The organism is Bradyrhizobium jicamae (assembly GCF_018130215.1).
In the GTDB taxonomy this organism is placed as follows: Bacteria; Pseudomonadota; Alphaproteobacteria; order Rhizobiales; family Xanthobacteraceae; genus Bradyrhizobium; species Bradyrhizobium jicamae_A.
Genome location: NZ_JAFCKQ010000001.1, coordinates 621,638 through 637,188, shown reverse-complemented (window position 1 = coordinate 637,188; position 15,551 = coordinate 621,638). Strand labels below are relative to the sequence as shown.

Here is a 15,551-nt window from a genome sequence, read left to right as displayed (position 1 = left end):
AACAGGGTTAGCCAATCCTCAACGCTCAACCTTTCTTAAGCATTCCGGCCCATTTTGCTAGCAGTCTGGTTCGGCAGCAAGTTTGGGTTGTATGCAATGAAAATGATTTCGGCGGCGACGTTCGCCCTGGCGCTCACTCCTGGCTTCGCCTTCGCCGCCGACATGCCCGAGATCTATCGCGCGCCGCCAGTGCTCTGGTCATGGACCGGCTTCTATGTCGGCGGTCATGTCGGCGCCGCTTCCTGGAACTCATCGTTCTCGGATCCGTCGGGTTCGTCGATCTTCGGTGGCACAGTGCGAACCTCCGCGATCTCCGGCGGTGGGCAGATCGGTTACAATTGGCAGGTTCCCGCAAGCCCTTTCGTTCTCGGCATTGAGGCCGATGCCGATCTCATCGGCGGCAACGGAAGCGGCACCTGTTTCGCTTCATCGGGATTTTTCATTTCCGCGAACTGCCGGGTTCGGCCGGACACCGGTGGCAGCTTCACGGGCCGATTGGGTTATGCGACCGGCAGGTCCGGCCGCACGTTGCTTTATGTCAAAGGCGGCGTGGCATGGCTGGATGAAAGGATCGACAGCACCACCAATGGTGTGCTGCCCTATGCGGTCAGCAGTCTCGATGACGTGCGATGGGGTTGGACGGCCGGCGCTGGCGTCGAGCGGGCGCTGACCCCTGCCTGGTCGTTTCGGCTGGAATACGATTATGCCAAATTCGACAACGTCGGCATGGCCACGCCGACAAGTTTTCTGCAGGTGCTGCCGCCAGCCTTCGCCTATGTGCCGACGGCAAGCGCAGTGACCAATGTCAGTCAAAATCTGCAAACCGTGAAGGTCGGCCTGAACTATAAGTTCGGCCAGGACATCGATGCGCGATGGCAACCTTCCGAAGCCGACTATCATCTGAGGGGAACGGCTGACGCACCCTTCGTGCCGGAGGCCGAAGTCGAAATCGGCGGCCGCGTCTGGTACAGTTCCGGCCGCTTCCAGAAGGACCTCAGCACAACCCGATCCCAGACGATGCCGGGGCTGCTGGTGTCGCGGCTGACATACGATACGACTGCAGCGAGCGGAGAATTGTTCGGCCGCATCGATACGGCCTCGAATATCTTCGTGAAGGGCTTTGTTGGCGGCGGCAAGATCCTTTCGGGCAACATGCACGATGAGGATTGGGGCATCTTCAATCTGACGGTGCCCTATTCGAACACGCAATCGACTGTCAGTGGAGATCTCGCCTACGGCACGTTCGACGTCGGCTATTCGCTGTTTCGCGGGCCAAGTGCCAATGTGGGCGGCTTCGTCGGTTTCAACTACTACGAAGAGAACAAATCGGCCTATGGCTGTCGCCAGATTGCCAATCCGTTTTCAGATTGCGTCCCGGCCATTCCCAATTCGACGCTTGGCATCACCGAAGACGACAAATGGTACTCGCTCAGGATCGGCGTCAACGGCGTCGTCACGCTTGCCGATAGACTGAAACTCACCGCGGATGCCGCCTACCTCCCCTATGTGGCATTTCGCGGCACCGATAATCACCTGCTGCGAACCGACGTGGCCAATACCATCTCGCCGGAGAGCGGTGCCGGCCAAGGTGTGCAGGTCGAGGCGGTTCTTTCCTACGCGGTCTCGGACGCCTTCAACGTCGGTGCCGGCGCCCGCTATTGGGCGATGTGGGCGCCCAGCGCCTACACCAATGGTTTCAGCACGCCCTGCCCGTGCCAGGGATTGCCGGTCAGTACGGAGCGCTACGGCGGCTTCCTCCAGGCCTCGTACAAGTTTGGAGGCCCGGCCATAGCCAGTCGCGATCATTAGGGGTATCGAACTCGTTTGTTCGCCTGCTGTGATCATAAAAAATGCGCGGGCCGCCTCGTTCATCGAGGCCTGCCCGCGCATTTGAACTCGCGGATATCGAGCAGGTCAGCGCGTCAATGGACGCTGACGGCCTGCAATTCGTTGCTCCAGGCGTTCGCGATCGCGGCTTCGCGGCTGTCGGTCAGCATGATCGGCGTGCCGTCGGCGGCGTGGAGTGCGAACAGCTTCAGGCCCGGCGCGATCTGCGGCGCCTCGGGAAAGAGTTCGGGAACGTCCTCGGAACGGACCTGCTTCACATAGGCGATATGGCCTTCGCCCAGATGAGCCAGCGCCTCCGGCGTGACGTTGCTTGACTCGATGGTGGTGGTACTCAGTTCACTCATGGTCTCGACTCCTCAGTTAGACAAGCGGTCGAGTCCGCTCCAGGTTTCTATTATTCGTGCTCATTGATAGCGATTGTCTTAATGACCCGTTCAGGTTCCGGCCTGGCCAGGTCGATCGACAAAAGCCCGTTCTTCAGATCCGCGCCCAGCACCTGCATCCCCTCCGCCAGCACGAAGGTGCGCTGGAAGTGGCGCGCGGCAATGCCGCGATGGATGTATTGCCGAGCCTTGTCGTCCTGCTGGCGGCCACGGATGACGAGCTGATTTTCCTCAATGGTGACATCGAGTTGGTCACGGGTAAAACCCGCTACGGCCAGCGTGATGCGTAGCCGCTCGGGCGCACCGTTGGCGCGGTCGCACCGCTCGATGTTGTAGGGAGGATAGCCGTCGGCGCCCTTCACGACGCGATCGAGCGCACGCTCGATTTCGTCGAATCCCAGAAGGAACGGACTGGACAACGATGGAACACGAGACATTACAAAGTCCTCTCGAAGCGACTTTGAGGGGCCCTTGCGGCACCCCATGCAATCAACGGGCCTCTTGCCCGGCGATCAAAAGCCAATATGGGGTGGTTTGGACAGCGTTCAAGCATCTCAGGAATCAGGCTTAATTCTCGCATAACCGGTCTTCACGGGTGATTTCGTGACGGGCTTGCCCCCGCGCCGGGGCCTCGGATTCCACAGCTTTTTATCGCCGGACCCGCTGAAACGGGAAGCAGATACCCCTCAGTTGATGCGCTTGCGCCCATCTGCCGTGAACAGGTGCAATTTGTCGCGGGAGGCGACAGCCCGGATCCGATCACCGATGGCCGGTCCCGAGACGCCGGGAACCCGGACGATCACATCGCCCGGTGGGAGCTCACCGGGGTTGGCGGCGACGCCCATTTCGTCGCGTTGGCGGCTGCCATAGACGAAGGTTTCGGCGCCGACATGCTCGATCGCCTCGACCGTGAGCCCTAGCGCGACCCCGCCGGGCGGAGTCTCGCCGGAGATGACAAAATCCTCCGGCCGGATGCCGACGATGCCGGCGCCGTCAGTGCCCGCGATCTGCGATGCCAGCTCGTCCGAGCGCAACGGCATCAGATTCATCGGCGGCGCGCCGATGAAGGAGGCGACGAAGGTGGTCGCCGGTTTCTGGTAGATCGCCAGCGGATTGCCGATTTGCTCGACCTGCCCGCCGTTCATCACGACCAGGATATCGGCGAGGGTCATCGCCTCGAGCTGGTCGTGGGTGACGTAGATCGACGTGGTGTTGAGGCGGCGCTGCAATTTGCGGATCTCGACCCGCATCGCGATGCGCAGCTTGGCATCGAGGTTCGACAGTGGCTCGTCGAACAGGAACACCTTCGGCTGGCGCACGATCGCGCGGCCCATCGCGACGCGCTGCCGCTGGCCGCCGGAGAGCTGCCGCGGCTTGCGCTCCAGCATCGGTGCAAGCTCGAGGACGCGCGCGGCCTCCTCGACGCGGGTCCTGATCTCGGCTTCCGCCATGCCGCGGTTGCGCAGGCCGTAGGCCATGTTGTTGTAGACGCTCATATGCGGGTAGAGCGCGTAGTTCTGGAACACCATCGCGATGTCGCGATCGGCGGGCTCGACCTGGTTGACGACGCGGCCGCCGATGTCGATCTCGCCGCCCGTGATGGTCTCGAGCCCCGCCACCATGCGCAGCAGGGTGGACTTGCCGCAGCCGGACGGGCCGACCAGTACGCAGAACTGGCCGTCGCCGACATCGACGTCGACGCCCTTGATGGCCTCGAAGCCACCGGGATAGGTCTTGCGGACGCTGCGCAGCGTGACGTTGGCCATGTGATTACTTTTCCGTCTCCACCAGTCCGCGGACGAACAATTTCTGCATCACGACGACGACGAACACCGGCGGCAGCATCGCGAGCAGCGCGGTCGCCATCACCACGGGCCATTCGGTCAGCGCATCGGTCGTGGTGATCATCTTGCGGATGCCGACCTGGATGGTCTGCATGTCGTCGCGGGTGGTGATCAACAGCGGCCAGAGATACTGATTCCAGCCGAGGATGAACAGGATCACGAACAGCGCCGCCATGTTGGTGCGCGACAGCGGCAGCAGCGTATCCCAGAAGAAGCGGAACGGGCCGGCACCGTCGATGCGTGACGCCTCCAGCAGCTCGTCCGGCACCGTCATGAAGAACTGCCGGAACAGCAGCGTCGCGGTGGCGGATGCGATCAGCGGCAGCGACAGACCCGCATAGCTGTCGAGCATGTGCAGGTCGGCGACGATCTTGTAGGTCGGATAGATGCGCACCTCGACCGGAAGCATCAGGGTCAGGAAGATGATCCAGAAGATCGGCATCCGGAAGGGAAATCGGAAATAGACGATCGCGTAGGCCGAGATGATCGAGATCGCGATCTTTCCGATCGCGATCATGAGCGACATGATCAGCGAGTTGAGCATCATGTTGAGCACGGGCTCGCGAGTCGAGCCGCTCGTGCCGACGAACAGCGTCTGGTAGTAGGTCTCGAGGAAATGGCCGCCCGGCAGCAGCGACATCTGGCCGTTGGCGATGGCGGCATTGTCCTGGGTCGAGGCGACGATCGCGAGATAGACCGGGAAGGCGACAATCGCGATCCCGATCCAGAGGATGATGTGGGCGATGTAGCGCCGGAAGCCTTCTTCCTCGACCATCAGTAGGTCACCTTGCGTTCGACGAACCGGAACTGGATCCCCGTCAGCAGGATGACGATGACCATCAGGATGACCGATTGCGCGGCCGAGCCGCCGAGATTGCCGCCGAGCAGGCCGTCGCTATAGACCTTGTAGACCAGCGTCTCGGTCGCCTTGCCCGGGCCGCCGCGGGTCATCGTGTCGATGATGCCGAAAGTGTCGAAGAAGGCGTAGACGATGTTGACGACCAGGAGGAAGAAGATGGTCGGCGACAGCAGCGGGAAGGTCACGGTCCAGAACCGCCGCATCGGGCGGGCACCGTCGATCGCGGCGGCCTCGTGCACGCTCTTCGGGATCGCCTGCAGGCCGGCGAGGAAGAACAGGAAATTGTAGGAGATCTGCTTCCAGGCCGCGGCGAGGATGATCAGGAGCGCGGCCTGGTCGCCGTTGAGCAGCGGATTCCAGTCGACGCCCATCGCGCGCAGATAACGCGCGAGCACGCCAAGCGAGGGATGCAGCATGAAGATCCAGAGCACGCCGACGACCGGCGGAGCCACCGCATAGGGCCAGATCAAGAGCGTGCGGTAGAGCGTGCCGCCGCGCAGCGGCTTGTCGGCCATGACCGCGAGCAACAGCGCAAAGGACAGCGACGAGACGGCGATCGCAAAGGAGAAGATGAAGGTCCTGACGATGGCCTCGAAATAGGTCGGTTCCTTGAACAGGTCGAGGTAGTTGTCGAACCAGACGAAGCTGGTCGACAGGCCGAACGCGTCCTGCAGCAGGAAGGACTGGATCACGGCCTGCGCCGCGGGCCAGTAGAAGAAAATCAGGACGATTGCGAGCTGCGGGGCAACCAGCGCATAGGGCAACAGCTTTGATTGGAAAATCGACTGCTTTTGCATGAGGTCCGGAAAAATGGCAGGCCGCATGATGCGGCCTGCCGGGTCATCGGTCTAGCGCATCATCTCAGTGGACGGCGGTTTTTTCAAACTGCCGGAGCATCTGGTTGCCGCGCTCGACGGCGGCGTCCAGCGCCTGCTTGGCGGTCTTCTTGCCGGCCAGAGCCTGCTCGACTTCCTCCGACCACATGTCGCGCAGCTGCACCATGTTGCCGAGCCGCAGGCCGCGGGAATTCTCGGTCGGCGGCTTGTTGGTCAACTCGAGCAGCGGAGTCTCGAGATAGGGCTGGTCCTTGTAGAAACCCTCGGCCTTGGCCTTCTCATAGGCCGCCTTGGTGATCGGCAGATAGCCCGAGGCCTTGTGGATCCAGACCTGACGGTCGGTGTCCGACAGGAAGGTCAGGAATTTGGCAACGCCCTTGTATTCCTCGGGCGTCTTGCCGCCCATGACCCAGAGCGAGGCGCCACCGATGATCGAGTTCTGCGGCGCATCCTTGACGTCGGGATAATAGGGCATCGGCACCGCCGTGAAGTTGAACTTGGCCTGCGCCTTGACGTTGCCGAAGAACGACGACGAGGTCAGGTAGATCGGGCATTCGCCTGACGTGAAGCGGCCTTCGCCGGTGTTGGTCCGGCCGGCGTAGTCGTAGGTCTTGTCCTTTTGCAGCTCGACCAGGTTTTCGAGGTGCTTGACCTGCAGCGGGCCGTTGAATTCCAGCACGGTGTCGAAGCCATCGAGGCCGTTGGCCTTGCTTGCGAGCGGCACGTTGTGCCAGGCCGAGAGCTGCTCCAGGTTGAGCCAGGTCCACCATGAACCCGAGAAGCCGCAGGTGGCATAGCCGGCTGCCTTCAGCTTCTTGGCATCGTCGAACACTTCGGGCCAGGTCTTCGGGATCTCCGCGATGTTGGCCTTCTTGAGCGCGTCGAGATTGATCCACATCACCGCCGACGACGAGTTGAAGGGGAATGACAGCATTTCGCCTTTCGAGGTCGAGTAATAGCCGGTGATCGCGGGCAGATAGGCCTTCGGATCGAACTTCTCGCCGGCGTCGGCCATCAGCTTGTAGACCGGTTTGACGGCGCCGGTGGCGGCCATCATGGTCGCGGTGCCGACCTCGAACACCTGCATGATGTGCGGCGCGTTGCCGGCGCGGAACGCGGCGATGCCGGCGTTCATGGTGTCGGCGTAGCCGCCCTTGTAGGTCGGGATCACCTTGTAGTCGGACTGCGAGGCATTGAAGTCGTTGGCGAGCTTGACGATGACGTCGTTATTGGCGCCGGTCATCGCGTGCCACCACTGGATCTCCGTCGCCGCAAGCGCGGGCGAGACGCCGAAAGCCAGTGAGACCGCGATTGCAGCCGCAGCGCCGAATTGCCGAAAAGCCATCAAAACCCCTCCCGTTGGGACCCGTCGTGAAAGTGTCGTTGCGCCTAGCAGCGCCGGATGACGGACAAATGACCGTATAAACCAGCCAATGGTAGGGGGGAAGGATGGCCGGGGGGAAGCGGTAAAAAAGGCGAAGGACGGTCGCCGTGCCGCTGCGGTGCAGCGCCGATGTGACGCTGACCGCATTCCTGACGTGTAGTTGCAAGTGTCAGCGCTTGCGCGCGGGGCCGCAGACCACGCCCTTTTCGACCAGGGCGCTGATCTCGTCCCGGGAGTAGCCGAACTCGCCCAGCACCTCGGCGGAGTGCTGGCTGAATTTCGGCGGCGTGCGCCGCAGGTTCGGCCTGGTGCGCTCGAGCCTGATCGGTGAGGCGACGCCCTTGTACCAGTCCTTCTCGATGACGTCGCCGCGATGGATCGTGTGCGGATTATTGAGCGCCTGGTCGACCTTCTGCACCGGGCCCGCGGGCAGGCCCGCAGCGAGCAGCCGGTTGCACAGCGGCTCCGCGTCGTGCTGGCTGAACACGGCGGCAAGCTCGGCGCGCAGCGCGTCGCGATTGGCGATGCGGTCCTTGTTGCGGGCGAAGCGCGGATCGGTGCCGAGCTCAGGCTTGCCGATTTCCTTCGCCAGCTTGCGGAAGGTGCCGTCGTTGCCGACACCGATGAAGATGTTGTCGGTCCTGGTCGGGAAGATAGCGTAAGGCACGAGGTTGGGATGCTCGTTGCCGGTCAGCGACGGCGGCTTGCCGTGCATGAAATAGTTCGCGGTGTGCGGATGCATGATCGCAAGCCCGGTCTCGTACAGCGTCGTCTCGAGGAACTGGCCGAGCCCCGAGCGCTGCCGCTCCGACAGCGCCATCAGGATGCCGATCGCCGCATAGAGCCCCGTGGTGATGTCGACCAGCGGCACGCCGATGCGCATCGGGCCGCTCTCGGGCGAACCAGTCGCCGCGATCATCCCGGTCATCGCCTGGATGATCGCGTCGTAGCCGGGATTGCCGCCACGCGGGCCGTCGGCGCCGAAACCGGAGATCCGGCAATGCACGAGGCGCGGGAATTTCGCCCGCAGCACGTCGTTGCCGATGCCCCATTTGTCGAGCGTGCCCGGCTTGAAATTCTCGATCAGCACGTCGGCGGTCTCGAGCATCTTCATCAGCACGCCGCGTCCGCCTTCGGAGGCGAGATCGAGGCCGATCGAACGCTTGTTGCGATTGATGCCGACGAAATAGGCCGCGTCCTCCTCGTGGAACGGAGGACCCCAGTCGCGCACCTCGTCGCCTGCAGGCGGCTCGACCTTGATCACGTCGGCGCCGTGGTCGGCGAGAATCTGCGTGCAATAGGGACCGCCGAGCACGCGCGTCAGATCGATCACGCGCAGTCCGGTCATCGCGCCCGTAGCCGCTGGGGTGTTCATGAAAGCAACCTTCGCTCAGATGGGATCGTATGTCAGGTCCCAGAGCTAACGGGGTTCAAAGGCGCCAGCAATGGCCTGGTGCGCACGGCCGCATGCCGCCGGAACGCAAATGGCCCGCTGCCGGAGCGGGCCATTCCGTGTGGCGGAGTAAGGTCTTGGGTCAGACGACGCTGAGCTTCACGTCGACATTGCCGCGGGTCGCGTTCGAATATGGGCACACCTGATGGGCCTTCTCGACCAGCGCCTCGGCTTCCGCGCGGGGAAGGCCGGGCAGGGAGACGGCGAGCTCCACGGCGAGGCCGAAGCCGCCAGCCGAGCGCGGGCCGATTCCGACCGTCGAAGTCACCGAAGCGTCGGCCGGAACCTTCGGCCCGCCCTGTGAGGCCACGAACTTCATGGCGCCGATGAAGCAGGCGGCATAGCCGGCCGCGAACAGCTGCTCGGGATTGTTGCCGGCACCGCCGCCGCCGCCGAGCTCCTTCGGGGTGGTGAGCTTGACGTCGAGCGCGCCGTCCAGGGTCGCCGCATGGCCGTCACGGCCGCCGGTTGCCTTGGCGCTGGTCTTGTAGAGCACGTTCACAGACATGGGGATCTCCCTGGGGTTTCCGTTTCAACGCGATGTGTATCGCACGCAATTAGATTGTGCGCAATACATATTAAGCAGCCTCACATTTAATTGTGAGCAATTGAATTCGCTGCCCGCTCCGACCACAATGAACCGCGAATGTGACAAGTCATGACGGGATCCCGGGATGGTCAGGAAACCTGTGGCAGCGGACCAGGCGCTGCGTCTCGATAACCAGATCTGCTTTGCGGTTTATTCGACCGCACACGCCTTCAATCGCGTCTACAAGCCGCTGCTCGACCGGCTCGGCCTGACCTATCCCCAGTATCTCGTAATGCTGACGCTGTGGGAGCGCGACGGCGTGCCGGTGAAGGATATCGGCGCCCGCCTGTTCCTGGATTCGGGAACGCTGACCCCGCTGCTCAAGCGTCTCGAGGCCGCGGACCTGATCAAGCGCACCCGCAGCAGCGAGGACGAACGCCAGGTGCTGATCGCGCTGACCTCAAAGGGCCATGCGCTGCATGACAAGGCGAGGTCCGTGCCGCAGTCGATCCTTGCCGCCTCGGACTGCACGGTCGGGGAATTGCTGGCAATGAAGGACGAGATCGTCGCGCTGCGCGACCGGCTGAATGCGGTGCTGGGGGAGTAGGGGGCGGGCTAAAGGCGCCTCTTGGCGAAGGCACGGCCGGAGTGGCCTTTGAGATATTTCTCGAAGGCGAGTGCTTTGTACTTATCGGGAAAAGCGCAGTACCAAATCAACTTCCAAGGCTTGAACTTTGACTTCCCGGCATTGTGCTCGGGAATTCGTCGCTTGAGGTCTTCGGTCGCGCCAATGTAATCCTGATCAGGAAAATCGACGCTGCGGATGATGTAGACGTACCACACCCGTCCTCTTCGCCCCTACGTGGCGCGCAGCCACACGTTGAGTGAAGAAGCCTACCGATCTGAAGCAAGTAGATAAAGTGGCGGATTTAACCGGTCCGTCTTCGCCCTTCGGGCTACGCCGGACACCACGCTTCGCCCCTCAGGCTCCGCGCGGCTGCGCCACGCGTAGCCCGAAGGGCGAAGCGTGGTGGAGCCAGGCGGGATCGAACCGCCGACCTCTTGCATGCCATGCAAGCGCTCTCCCAGCTGAGCTATGGCCCCGTAACGTATTTCCAGTTTGGGCGCGATCTTACGACCCTGCCCGGCCCCCGGGTCCCAGGCGACTCGTGAGGCAGCACCCTTCACCACAGATCGGCGACGATCTCAAGTCTCTTCGTCGCCTCCGACGTCACCAATGATGTCGGTGACATCCTCATCGCCCTCTTCCTCGTCGGCGATGAAGGTCGAATCGTCATCATCATCGTCATCGATGGTCTCATCGACCTCGATATCGTCCTCGGACTCGGGAACCTGGGCTTTTACCTTTCCGGTGTTCTCCTCGGCATCGGCTTCCTCGAGCGAGACCATCTCTTCGGCTTCCGCCGGCTCCGGCGTATCGGCAGCCATTGTCTGCGCCGCTGACGCAGCACCCCGGCCCCGCGGCGGGGCAACCGGCGCGATCGGCACGACCTCGCCGGTGTAGGGCGAAATCACCGGATTCTTGTTCAGATCGTAGAACTTCTTGCCCGTGGTCGGGCAAATACGCTTGGTTCCGAGGTCGGACTTGGCCACGTGGTGATCCCAGAATTTTCCTGAAAAACGGTGCTTCACTTGGCTAGTTGAGGGGCTGCTGTCAATAGCGGTTTGCACGCATTTGACGGGCGCGTGACGCGGTGTTGCCTATGTGATACCTGCCGCGGCGCGAGAGGACACAATCTTGGCCCATTCTGACCCCCAGACCCCGCTGGAATCCCGCAGCTGCGGCCCTTTGGCCGGCAAGGTGCGCGTTCCCGGCGACAAGTCGATTTCCCACCGCGCCCTGATCCTGGGGGCGCTTGCGGTGGGCGAAACCCGTATTTCCGGCCTCCTTGAAGGCGAGGACGTGCTCAATACCGCCAAATCCATGCGCGCTCTCGGCGCCAGGGTGGAGCGGACCGGGCCGTTTGCCTGGAGCGTGTCCGGTGTCGGCGTCGGTGGCTTCGCCGAACCTGCCGCGGCGCTCGATTTCGGCAATTCAGGCACCGGCTGCCGCCTCGTCATGGGCGCCGTCGCCGGGTGCCCGATCACGGCGGTATTCGACGGCGATTCCTCGCTGCGCTCGCGGCCGATGCGCCGCATCCTCGATCCCCTGGAACTGATGGGCGCCCGGACCCGCGACATCCGCGAGGGTGGCCGGCTGCCGCTGACGCTGAGCGGCGCACGCTATCCGGTACCGCTGGTCTACAAGACCCCGGTCGCCTCGGCCCAGATCAAGTCCGCGGTGCTGCTGGCGGGCCTTTCCGCGCCTGGTGTCACGACCGTGATCGAGCAGGAAGCGAGCCGCGACCACACGGAACTGATGCTCAGGCATTTCGGCGCCGAGGTTTCCTCGGTGAAGGAAGGCAGCCACGGCCGCAGGATTTCGCTGCAAGGTGAGCCCGAACTGCATGGTGCCGCCGTCGTGGTGCCTGCCGATCCCTCGTCGGCCGCGTTCCCGATCGTGGCGGCGCTGATCGTCGAGGGTTCCGACGTCGTGTTGTCGGACGTGATGACCAATCCGCTGCGCACCGGCCTGTTCGCGACCCTGCGGGAGATGGGCGCCTCGATCGAGGAGAGCGATGCGCGCGGTGATGCCGGCGAGCCGATGGCGCAACTGCGTGTGCGTCACTCGAAGCTGCGCGGCGTCGAGGTGCCCCCCGAGCGCGCCCCCTCGATGATCGACGAATATCTGGTGCTGGCGGTCGCGGCGAGCTTTGCCGAAGGCACCACGATCATGCGCGGACTCAAGGAGCTGCGCGTCAAGGAATCCGACCGGCTCGAGGCGACCGCCGACATGTTGCGCGTCAATGGCGTCAACGTCGAGGTCTCGGGCGATGATCTGATCGTCGAGGGCCGCGGCCACGTGCCCGGCGGCGGCCTCGTCGCGACCCATATGGATCACCGCATTGCGATGTCGGCGCTGGTGATGGGCTGCGCCTCCGACAAGCCGGTCAAGGTCGACGACACCGCCTTCATCGCCACCAGTTTCCCGGATTTCATTCCAATGATGCGCTCGCTTGGAGCGGAGCTGTCATGATCATTGCCATCGACGGTCCCGCCGCCTCCGGCAAGGGCACGCTCGGCAAGCGGCTCGCCCACCATTATGGCTTTCGCCATCTCGACACCGGCGTGATCTATCGCGCGGTCGCCTGGGCGCTGATGGCAGCGGGCGAAGACCTTCACAATGAGGCGCTCGCGGTGGCGGCGGCGCTCGAGCTCGATCCTGAAAAATTCGGCAATCCGGTGCTGAAGACGCAGAAGGTCGGCGACGGTGCCTCCGTCGTCTCGGCCTTTCCCAGGGTCCGCGAGGTCCTGGTCAATTTCCAGCGTCAGTTCGCGGCTGATCCGCCCGGCGCGGTGCTCGATGGCCGCGACATCGGCACGGTGATCTGCCCGGATGCCGACGTGAAGATCTTCGTGGTCGCAGACCCGCGCGTGCGGGCCCACCGGCGCACGCTCGAGGCGCGCGCACGCGGCGAGGAGGCCGACGAGGAAGCAGTGCTGGCCGACATCATCAAGCGCGACGAGCGCGACCAGAACCGCGCCATCGCGCCGCTGCGCGCGGCAGCCGACGCCCACACGCTGGATAATTCCAATCTCGACATCGAGGCCGGCGTGCGCGCCGCCATCGCTATCGTCGAGGCGGTGCGCGCCAGGCGCTGATGCGCTCGCAGCCGGACAAGAAAAGGGTGCGATGACGGGGTCATCGCATTCTGGATCGCCTCAGGACCTGATGGATCAGTTCTTCGACCAGTACCGGTCGAACGGCAGCTCCTGATCCGCGATGGTCAGGAGCGGCTGCGCCGGCAGGGCCGACGACTGGTGATCGGTCGAGACGGCGCTAGGCATCGCGGCGACGGCATTTCCGAGCGTCACGACGGCGACGGCTGCCAGCACCAAGAAGCTCTTCATTGGTCATTCCCCCTGTTTTTGGTGGTGCCATCGTGTCGAGCCATGCTTAAGGGCAGGTTCCATCGCCAGCCGGCGGCCCTCCAATTCACCGGACGCGGTCAACAGGTCGTTGAGATGCCCGATGTACGCCGCCAGCGGGGCCGCGAGCAGCCTTAAGGGCTCGTAAACGAGCCAATTCCGGCTTGCCCAAATGAAGCCTCGGGGCTATATCAGCGGCGTCCGGGCCACCGTCGATCATGTCGAGGCTGTGTCCGAGCGGGCCGGCGACGGGTATCAGCCCCAGCCGTTTCTGGAGGAACGCCCGCTCCCAGGCCTTGAAGTCGATATTCGCGTTTCTGGCCCCGGATAAAATCATACGTACCGAACGTGCAGTCATGCTGCCGGCCCGCTGTTGCGCCTCCCGCAACGAGCGGTCGTCAGGGTTTGCGGAACCCTGACACTCCACGCGCGGTGCGCCCATCAACCCGAACGGCCGGCAAGATCCCGCATCTGGAGAACAAATGGCTTCGAATACTGCGTCTTCCTATACTCCGACCCGCGACGATTTCGCGGCGATGCTTGATGAGTCCTTTGCCGGCGGCAATTTGCAGGAAAGCTCGGTCATCAAGGGCAAGGTGGTTGCAATCGAGAAGGACATGGCCGTCATCGACGTCGGCCTGAAGACCGAGGGCCGCGTCGCGCTGCGCGAATTCGCCGGCCCCGGCCGCGAAAGCGATCTGAAGATCGGCGACACCGTCGAGGTGTTCCTCGACCGCATCGAGAATGCGCTCGGCGAAGCCGTGCTGTCGCGCGACAAGGCGCGCCGCGAGGAGAGCTGGGGCAAGCTCGAGAAGGCGTTCCAGAACAACGAAAAGGTCAACGGCGTCATCTTCAACCAGGTCAAGGGCGGCTTCACTGTCGATCTCGACGGCGCGGTTGCCTTCCTGCCGCGCTCGCAGGTCGACATCCGTCCGATCCGCGACGTTGCGCCGCTGATGAACAACTCGCAGCCGTTCCAGATCCTCAAGATGGACCGTCGCCGCGGCAACATCGTGGTGTCGCGCCGCACGGTTCTCGAAGAGACCCGCGCCGAGCAGCGCCAGGAGCTGGTGCAGAACCTCGAAGAGGGTCAGGTGATCGACGGCGTGGTCAAGAACATCACCGATTACGGTGCGTTCGTTGACCTCGGCGGCATCGACGGCCTGCTGCACGTGACGGACATCGCTTGGCGGCGCGTCAACCACCCGACCGAGGTGCTGACGATCGGCCAGACCGTCAAGGTCAAGATCATCAAGATCAACCACGAGACGCATCGCATCTCGCTCGGCATGAAGCAGCTGCTGGACGATCCGTGGCAGGGCATCGAGGCGAAGTACCCGCTGGGCGCCCGCTTCACCGGCCGTGTCACCAACATCACCGACTACGGCGCGTTCGTCGAGCTCGAGCCGGGCATCGAAGGCCTGATCCACGTCTCCGAGATGTCGTGGACCAAGAAGAACATGCACCCCGGCAAGATCGTCTCGACCTCGCAGGAAGTCGAAGTGCAGGTGCTGGAAGTGGATTCGGTCAAGCGCCGCATCTCGCTCGGTCTCAAGCAGACCATGCGCAATCCCTGGGAAGTCTTCGTCGAGAAGTTCCCGGTCGGTTCGGTGGTCGAGGGCGAGGTCAAGAACAAGACCGAGTTCGGACTTTTCCTGGGCCTCGAGGGCGACGTCGACGGCATGGTCCACCTCTCCGACCTCGACTGGAAGCTTCCGGGCGAGCAGGTCATCGACAACTTCAAGAAGGGCGACATGGTCAAGGCCGTGGTGCTCGACGTCGATGTCGAGAAGGAGCGCATCTCGCTCGGCGTCAAGCAGCTCGAAGGCGACCCCTTCGCGGAGCCGGGCGACGTCAAGAAGGGCGCGGTCGTGACCTGCGAAGTGCTCGAGGTGAAGGAGAGCGGCATCGAGGTCCGGATCTCGGGCACCGAGTTCACCACCTTCATCAAGCGGTCCGAGCTGGCCCGCGACCGCAACGACCAGCGCGCCGAGCGCTTCGCCGTCGGCGAGAAGGTCGATGCCCGCGTCATCCAGTTCGACAAGAAGGCCCGCAAGGTGCAGGTCTCGATCAAGGCGCTGGAAGTCGCCGAGGAGAAGGAAGCCATCGCGCAGTACGGCTCCTCCGATTCGGGTGCGACGCTCGGCGACATCCTCGGCACCGCGCTCAAGAACCGCGGCACCGACAAGTAAGCGTTCGCCTTGGACGACGCGATCAATCAGGCCCCGGCGTAAGCCGGGGCCTTTTTGTTTGAGCTTGTAGCCCGGATGAAGCGCAGCGAAATCCGGGGCTGTATCCGCGGAGCACACCGTCCCGGATTGGGCTTCGCTCCATCCGGGCTACGCAAGTAGCCAATATGGCGAGCCTTGTTTTCTTCATATTGCGTCGCAATTGATGTATTTGACTAAGCTGATGGTGACGCTGC

Annotated in this window: 16 protein-coding genes and 1 tRNA gene; 5 read left to right on the top strand and 12 right to left on the bottom strand. The window is 63.3% G+C overall.

Annotated features, from left to right (window positions below; genetic code table 11):
- Positions 1-96: 96 nt before the first annotated feature.
- A complete protein-coding gene (locus JQ586_RS02895; RefSeq protein ID WP_212392948.1) occupies positions 97-1,809 on the top strand; it encodes an outer membrane beta-barrel protein in 1,713 nt (570 codons plus the stop codon).
- A 113-nt stretch (positions 1,810-1,922) separates the two neighbouring features.
- On the opposite strand, the gene JQ586_RS02890 is transcribed toward JQ586_RS02895, so the two are convergent.
- From JQ586_RS02890 to JQ586_RS02855, 8 genes are all read right to left on the bottom strand, one after another.
- Positions 1,923-2,192, bottom strand: coding sequence for a DUF1150 domain-containing protein (locus tag JQ586_RS02890; RefSeq protein WP_212392947.1), 270 nt, complete (start codon positions 2,190-2,192; stop codon positions 1,923-1,925).
- Between the two features lie 50 nt (positions 2,193-2,242).
- Positions 2,243-2,668: an Hsp20 family protein gene (locus JQ586_RS02885; RefSeq protein ID WP_212392946.1), complete on the bottom strand. Its 426-nt coding sequence runs from the start codon at positions 2,666-2,668 to the stop codon at positions 2,243-2,245.
- 249 nt (positions 2,669-2,917) lie between these two features.
- Positions 2,918-3,997: a sn-glycerol-3-phosphate import ATP-binding protein UgpC gene (locus JQ586_RS02880; protein ID WP_212392945.1), complete on the bottom strand. Its 1,080-nt coding sequence runs from the start codon at positions 3,995-3,997 to the stop codon at positions 2,918-2,920.
- A gap of 4 nt (positions 3,998-4,001) precedes the next feature.
- Positions 4,002-4,850, bottom strand: a complete 849-nt coding sequence (gene ugpE / locus JQ586_RS02875) for a sn-glycerol-3-phosphate ABC transporter permease UgpE (protein WP_212392944.1) — start codon at positions 4,848-4,850, stop codon at positions 4,002-4,004.
- Positions 4,850-5,731, bottom strand: coding sequence for a sn-glycerol-3-phosphate ABC transporter permease UgpA (ugpA, locus tag JQ586_RS02870; RefSeq protein ID WP_212393021.1), 882 nt, complete (start codon positions 5,729-5,731; stop codon positions 4,850-4,852). Before ugpA ends, ugpE begins: the two co-directional genes overlap by 1 nt.
- A 64-nt stretch (positions 5,732-5,795) precedes the next feature.
- A complete protein-coding gene (gene ugpB, locus JQ586_RS02865; RefSeq protein WP_212392943.1) occupies positions 5,796-7,115 on the bottom strand; it encodes a sn-glycerol-3-phosphate ABC transporter substrate-binding protein UgpB in 1,320 nt (439 codons plus the stop codon).
- A 208-nt stretch (positions 7,116-7,323) separates the two neighbouring features.
- A complete protein-coding gene (locus JQ586_RS02860; protein WP_249147200.1) occupies positions 7,324-8,529 on the bottom strand; it encodes a CaiB/BaiF CoA-transferase family protein in 1,206 nt (401 codons plus the stop codon).
- 160 nt (positions 8,530-8,689) lie between these two features.
- Positions 8,690-9,115: an organic hydroperoxide resistance protein gene (locus JQ586_RS02855; protein ID WP_212392942.1), complete on the bottom strand. Its 426-nt coding sequence runs from the start codon at positions 9,113-9,115 to the stop codon at positions 8,690-8,692.
- A 166-nt stretch (positions 9,116-9,281) separates the two neighbouring features.
- On the opposite strand from JQ586_RS02855, the gene JQ586_RS02850 reads away from it, so the two are divergent.
- On the top strand, positions 9,282-9,743 hold the full coding sequence (locus JQ586_RS02850; RefSeq protein ID WP_212392941.1) for a MarR family winged helix-turn-helix transcriptional regulator: 462 nt from the start codon (positions 9,282-9,284) through the stop codon (positions 9,741-9,743).
- 8 nt (positions 9,744-9,751) lie between these two features.
- On the opposite strand, the gene JQ586_RS02845 is transcribed toward JQ586_RS02850, so the two are convergent.
- From JQ586_RS02845 to JQ586_RS02835, 3 genes are all read right to left on the bottom strand, one after another.
- Complete coding sequence (locus JQ586_RS02845; protein WP_212392940.1) at positions 9,752-9,979, bottom strand: GIY-YIG nuclease family protein; 228 nt, start codon at positions 9,977-9,979, stop codon at positions 9,752-9,754.
- 185 nt (positions 9,980-10,164) lie between these two features.
- Positions 10,165-10,240 (bottom strand) — tRNA-Ala (locus JQ586_RS02840).
- 102 nt (positions 10,241-10,342) lie between these two features.
- On the bottom strand, positions 10,343-10,750 hold the full coding sequence (locus JQ586_RS02835) for a TIGR02300 family protein (RefSeq protein WP_212393019.1): 408 nt from the start codon (positions 10,748-10,750) through the stop codon (positions 10,343-10,345).
- Positions 10,751-10,895: 145 nt separating this feature from the next.
- Between JQ586_RS02835 and aroA the strand changes: the two genes are divergently transcribed.
- Complete coding sequence (aroA, locus tag JQ586_RS02830; RefSeq protein WP_212392939.1) at positions 10,896-12,233, top strand: 3-phosphoshikimate 1-carboxyvinyltransferase; 1,338 nt, start codon at positions 10,896-10,898, stop codon at positions 12,231-12,233.
- On the top strand, positions 12,230-12,859 hold the full coding sequence (gene cmk, locus JQ586_RS02825; protein WP_212392938.1) for a (d)CMP kinase: 630 nt from the start codon (positions 12,230-12,232) through the stop codon (positions 12,857-12,859). Before aroA ends, cmk begins: the two co-directional genes overlap by 4 nt.
- Before the next feature lie 75 nt (positions 12,860-12,934).
- On the opposite strand, the gene JQ586_RS02820 is transcribed toward cmk, so the two are convergent.
- Complete coding sequence (locus tag JQ586_RS02820) at positions 12,935-13,108, bottom strand: hypothetical protein (RefSeq protein WP_212392937.1); 174 nt, start codon at positions 13,106-13,108, stop codon at positions 12,935-12,937.
- A 500-nt stretch (positions 13,109-13,608) separates the two neighbouring features.
- Here JQ586_RS02820 and rpsA point away from each other — a divergent pair, with 500 nt between their 5' ends.
- Positions 13,609-15,318, top strand: coding sequence for a 30S ribosomal protein S1 (gene rpsA, locus JQ586_RS02815; protein WP_212392936.1), 1,710 nt, complete (start codon positions 13,609-13,611; stop codon positions 15,316-15,318).
- The last annotated feature ends 233 nt before the right edge of the window (positions 15,319-15,551 follow it).

Excerpts from the sequence above, each read along its gene's own strand:
- JQ586_RS02895 (WP_212392948.1), top strand. The coding sequence starts at position 97 with ATGAAAATGATTTCGGCGGCGACGTTCGCCCTGGCGCTCACTCCTGGC.
- JQ586_RS02890 (WP_212392947.1), bottom strand. The coding sequence starts at position 2,192 with ATGAGTGAACTGAGTACCACCACCATCGAGTCAAGCAACGTCACGCCG.
- JQ586_RS02885 (WP_212392946.1), bottom strand. The coding sequence starts at position 2,668 with ATGTCTCGTGTTCCATCGTTGTCCAGTCCGTTCCTTCTGGGATTCGAC.
- JQ586_RS02880 (WP_212392945.1), bottom strand. The coding sequence starts at position 3,997 with ATGGCCAACGTCACGCTGCGCAGCGTCCGCAAGACCTATCCCGGTGGC.
- ugpE (WP_212392944.1), bottom strand. The coding sequence starts at position 4,850 with ATGGTCGAGGAAGAAGGCTTCCGGCGCTACATCGCCCACATCATCCTC.
- ugpA (WP_212393021.1), bottom strand. The coding sequence starts at position 5,731 with ATGCAAAAGCAGTCGATTTTCCAATCAAAGCTGTTGCCCTATGCGCTG.
- ugpB (WP_212392943.1), bottom strand. The coding sequence starts at position 7,115 with ATGGCTTTTCGGCAATTCGGCGCTGCGGCTGCAATCGCGGTCTCACTG.
- JQ586_RS02860 (WP_249147200.1), bottom strand. The coding sequence starts at position 8,529 with ATGAACACCCCAGCGGCTACGGGCGCGATGACCGGACTGCGCGTGATC.
- JQ586_RS02855 (WP_212392942.1), bottom strand. The coding sequence starts at position 9,115 with ATGTCTGTGAACGTGCTCTACAAGACCAGCGCCAAGGCAACCGGCGGC.
- JQ586_RS02850 (WP_212392941.1), top strand. The coding sequence starts at position 9,282 with ATGGTCAGGAAACCTGTGGCAGCGGACCAGGCGCTGCGTCTCGATAAC.
- cmk (WP_212392938.1), top strand. The coding sequence starts at position 12,230 with ATGATCATTGCCATCGACGGTCCCGCCGCCTCCGGCAAGGGCACGCTC.
- JQ586_RS02820 (WP_212392937.1), bottom strand. The coding sequence starts at position 13,108 with ATGAAGAGCTTCTTGGTGCTGGCAGCCGTCGCCGTCGTGACGCTCGGA.
- rpsA (WP_212392936.1), top strand. The coding sequence starts at position 13,609 with ATGGCTTCGAATACTGCGTCTTCCTATACTCCGACCCGCGACGATTTC.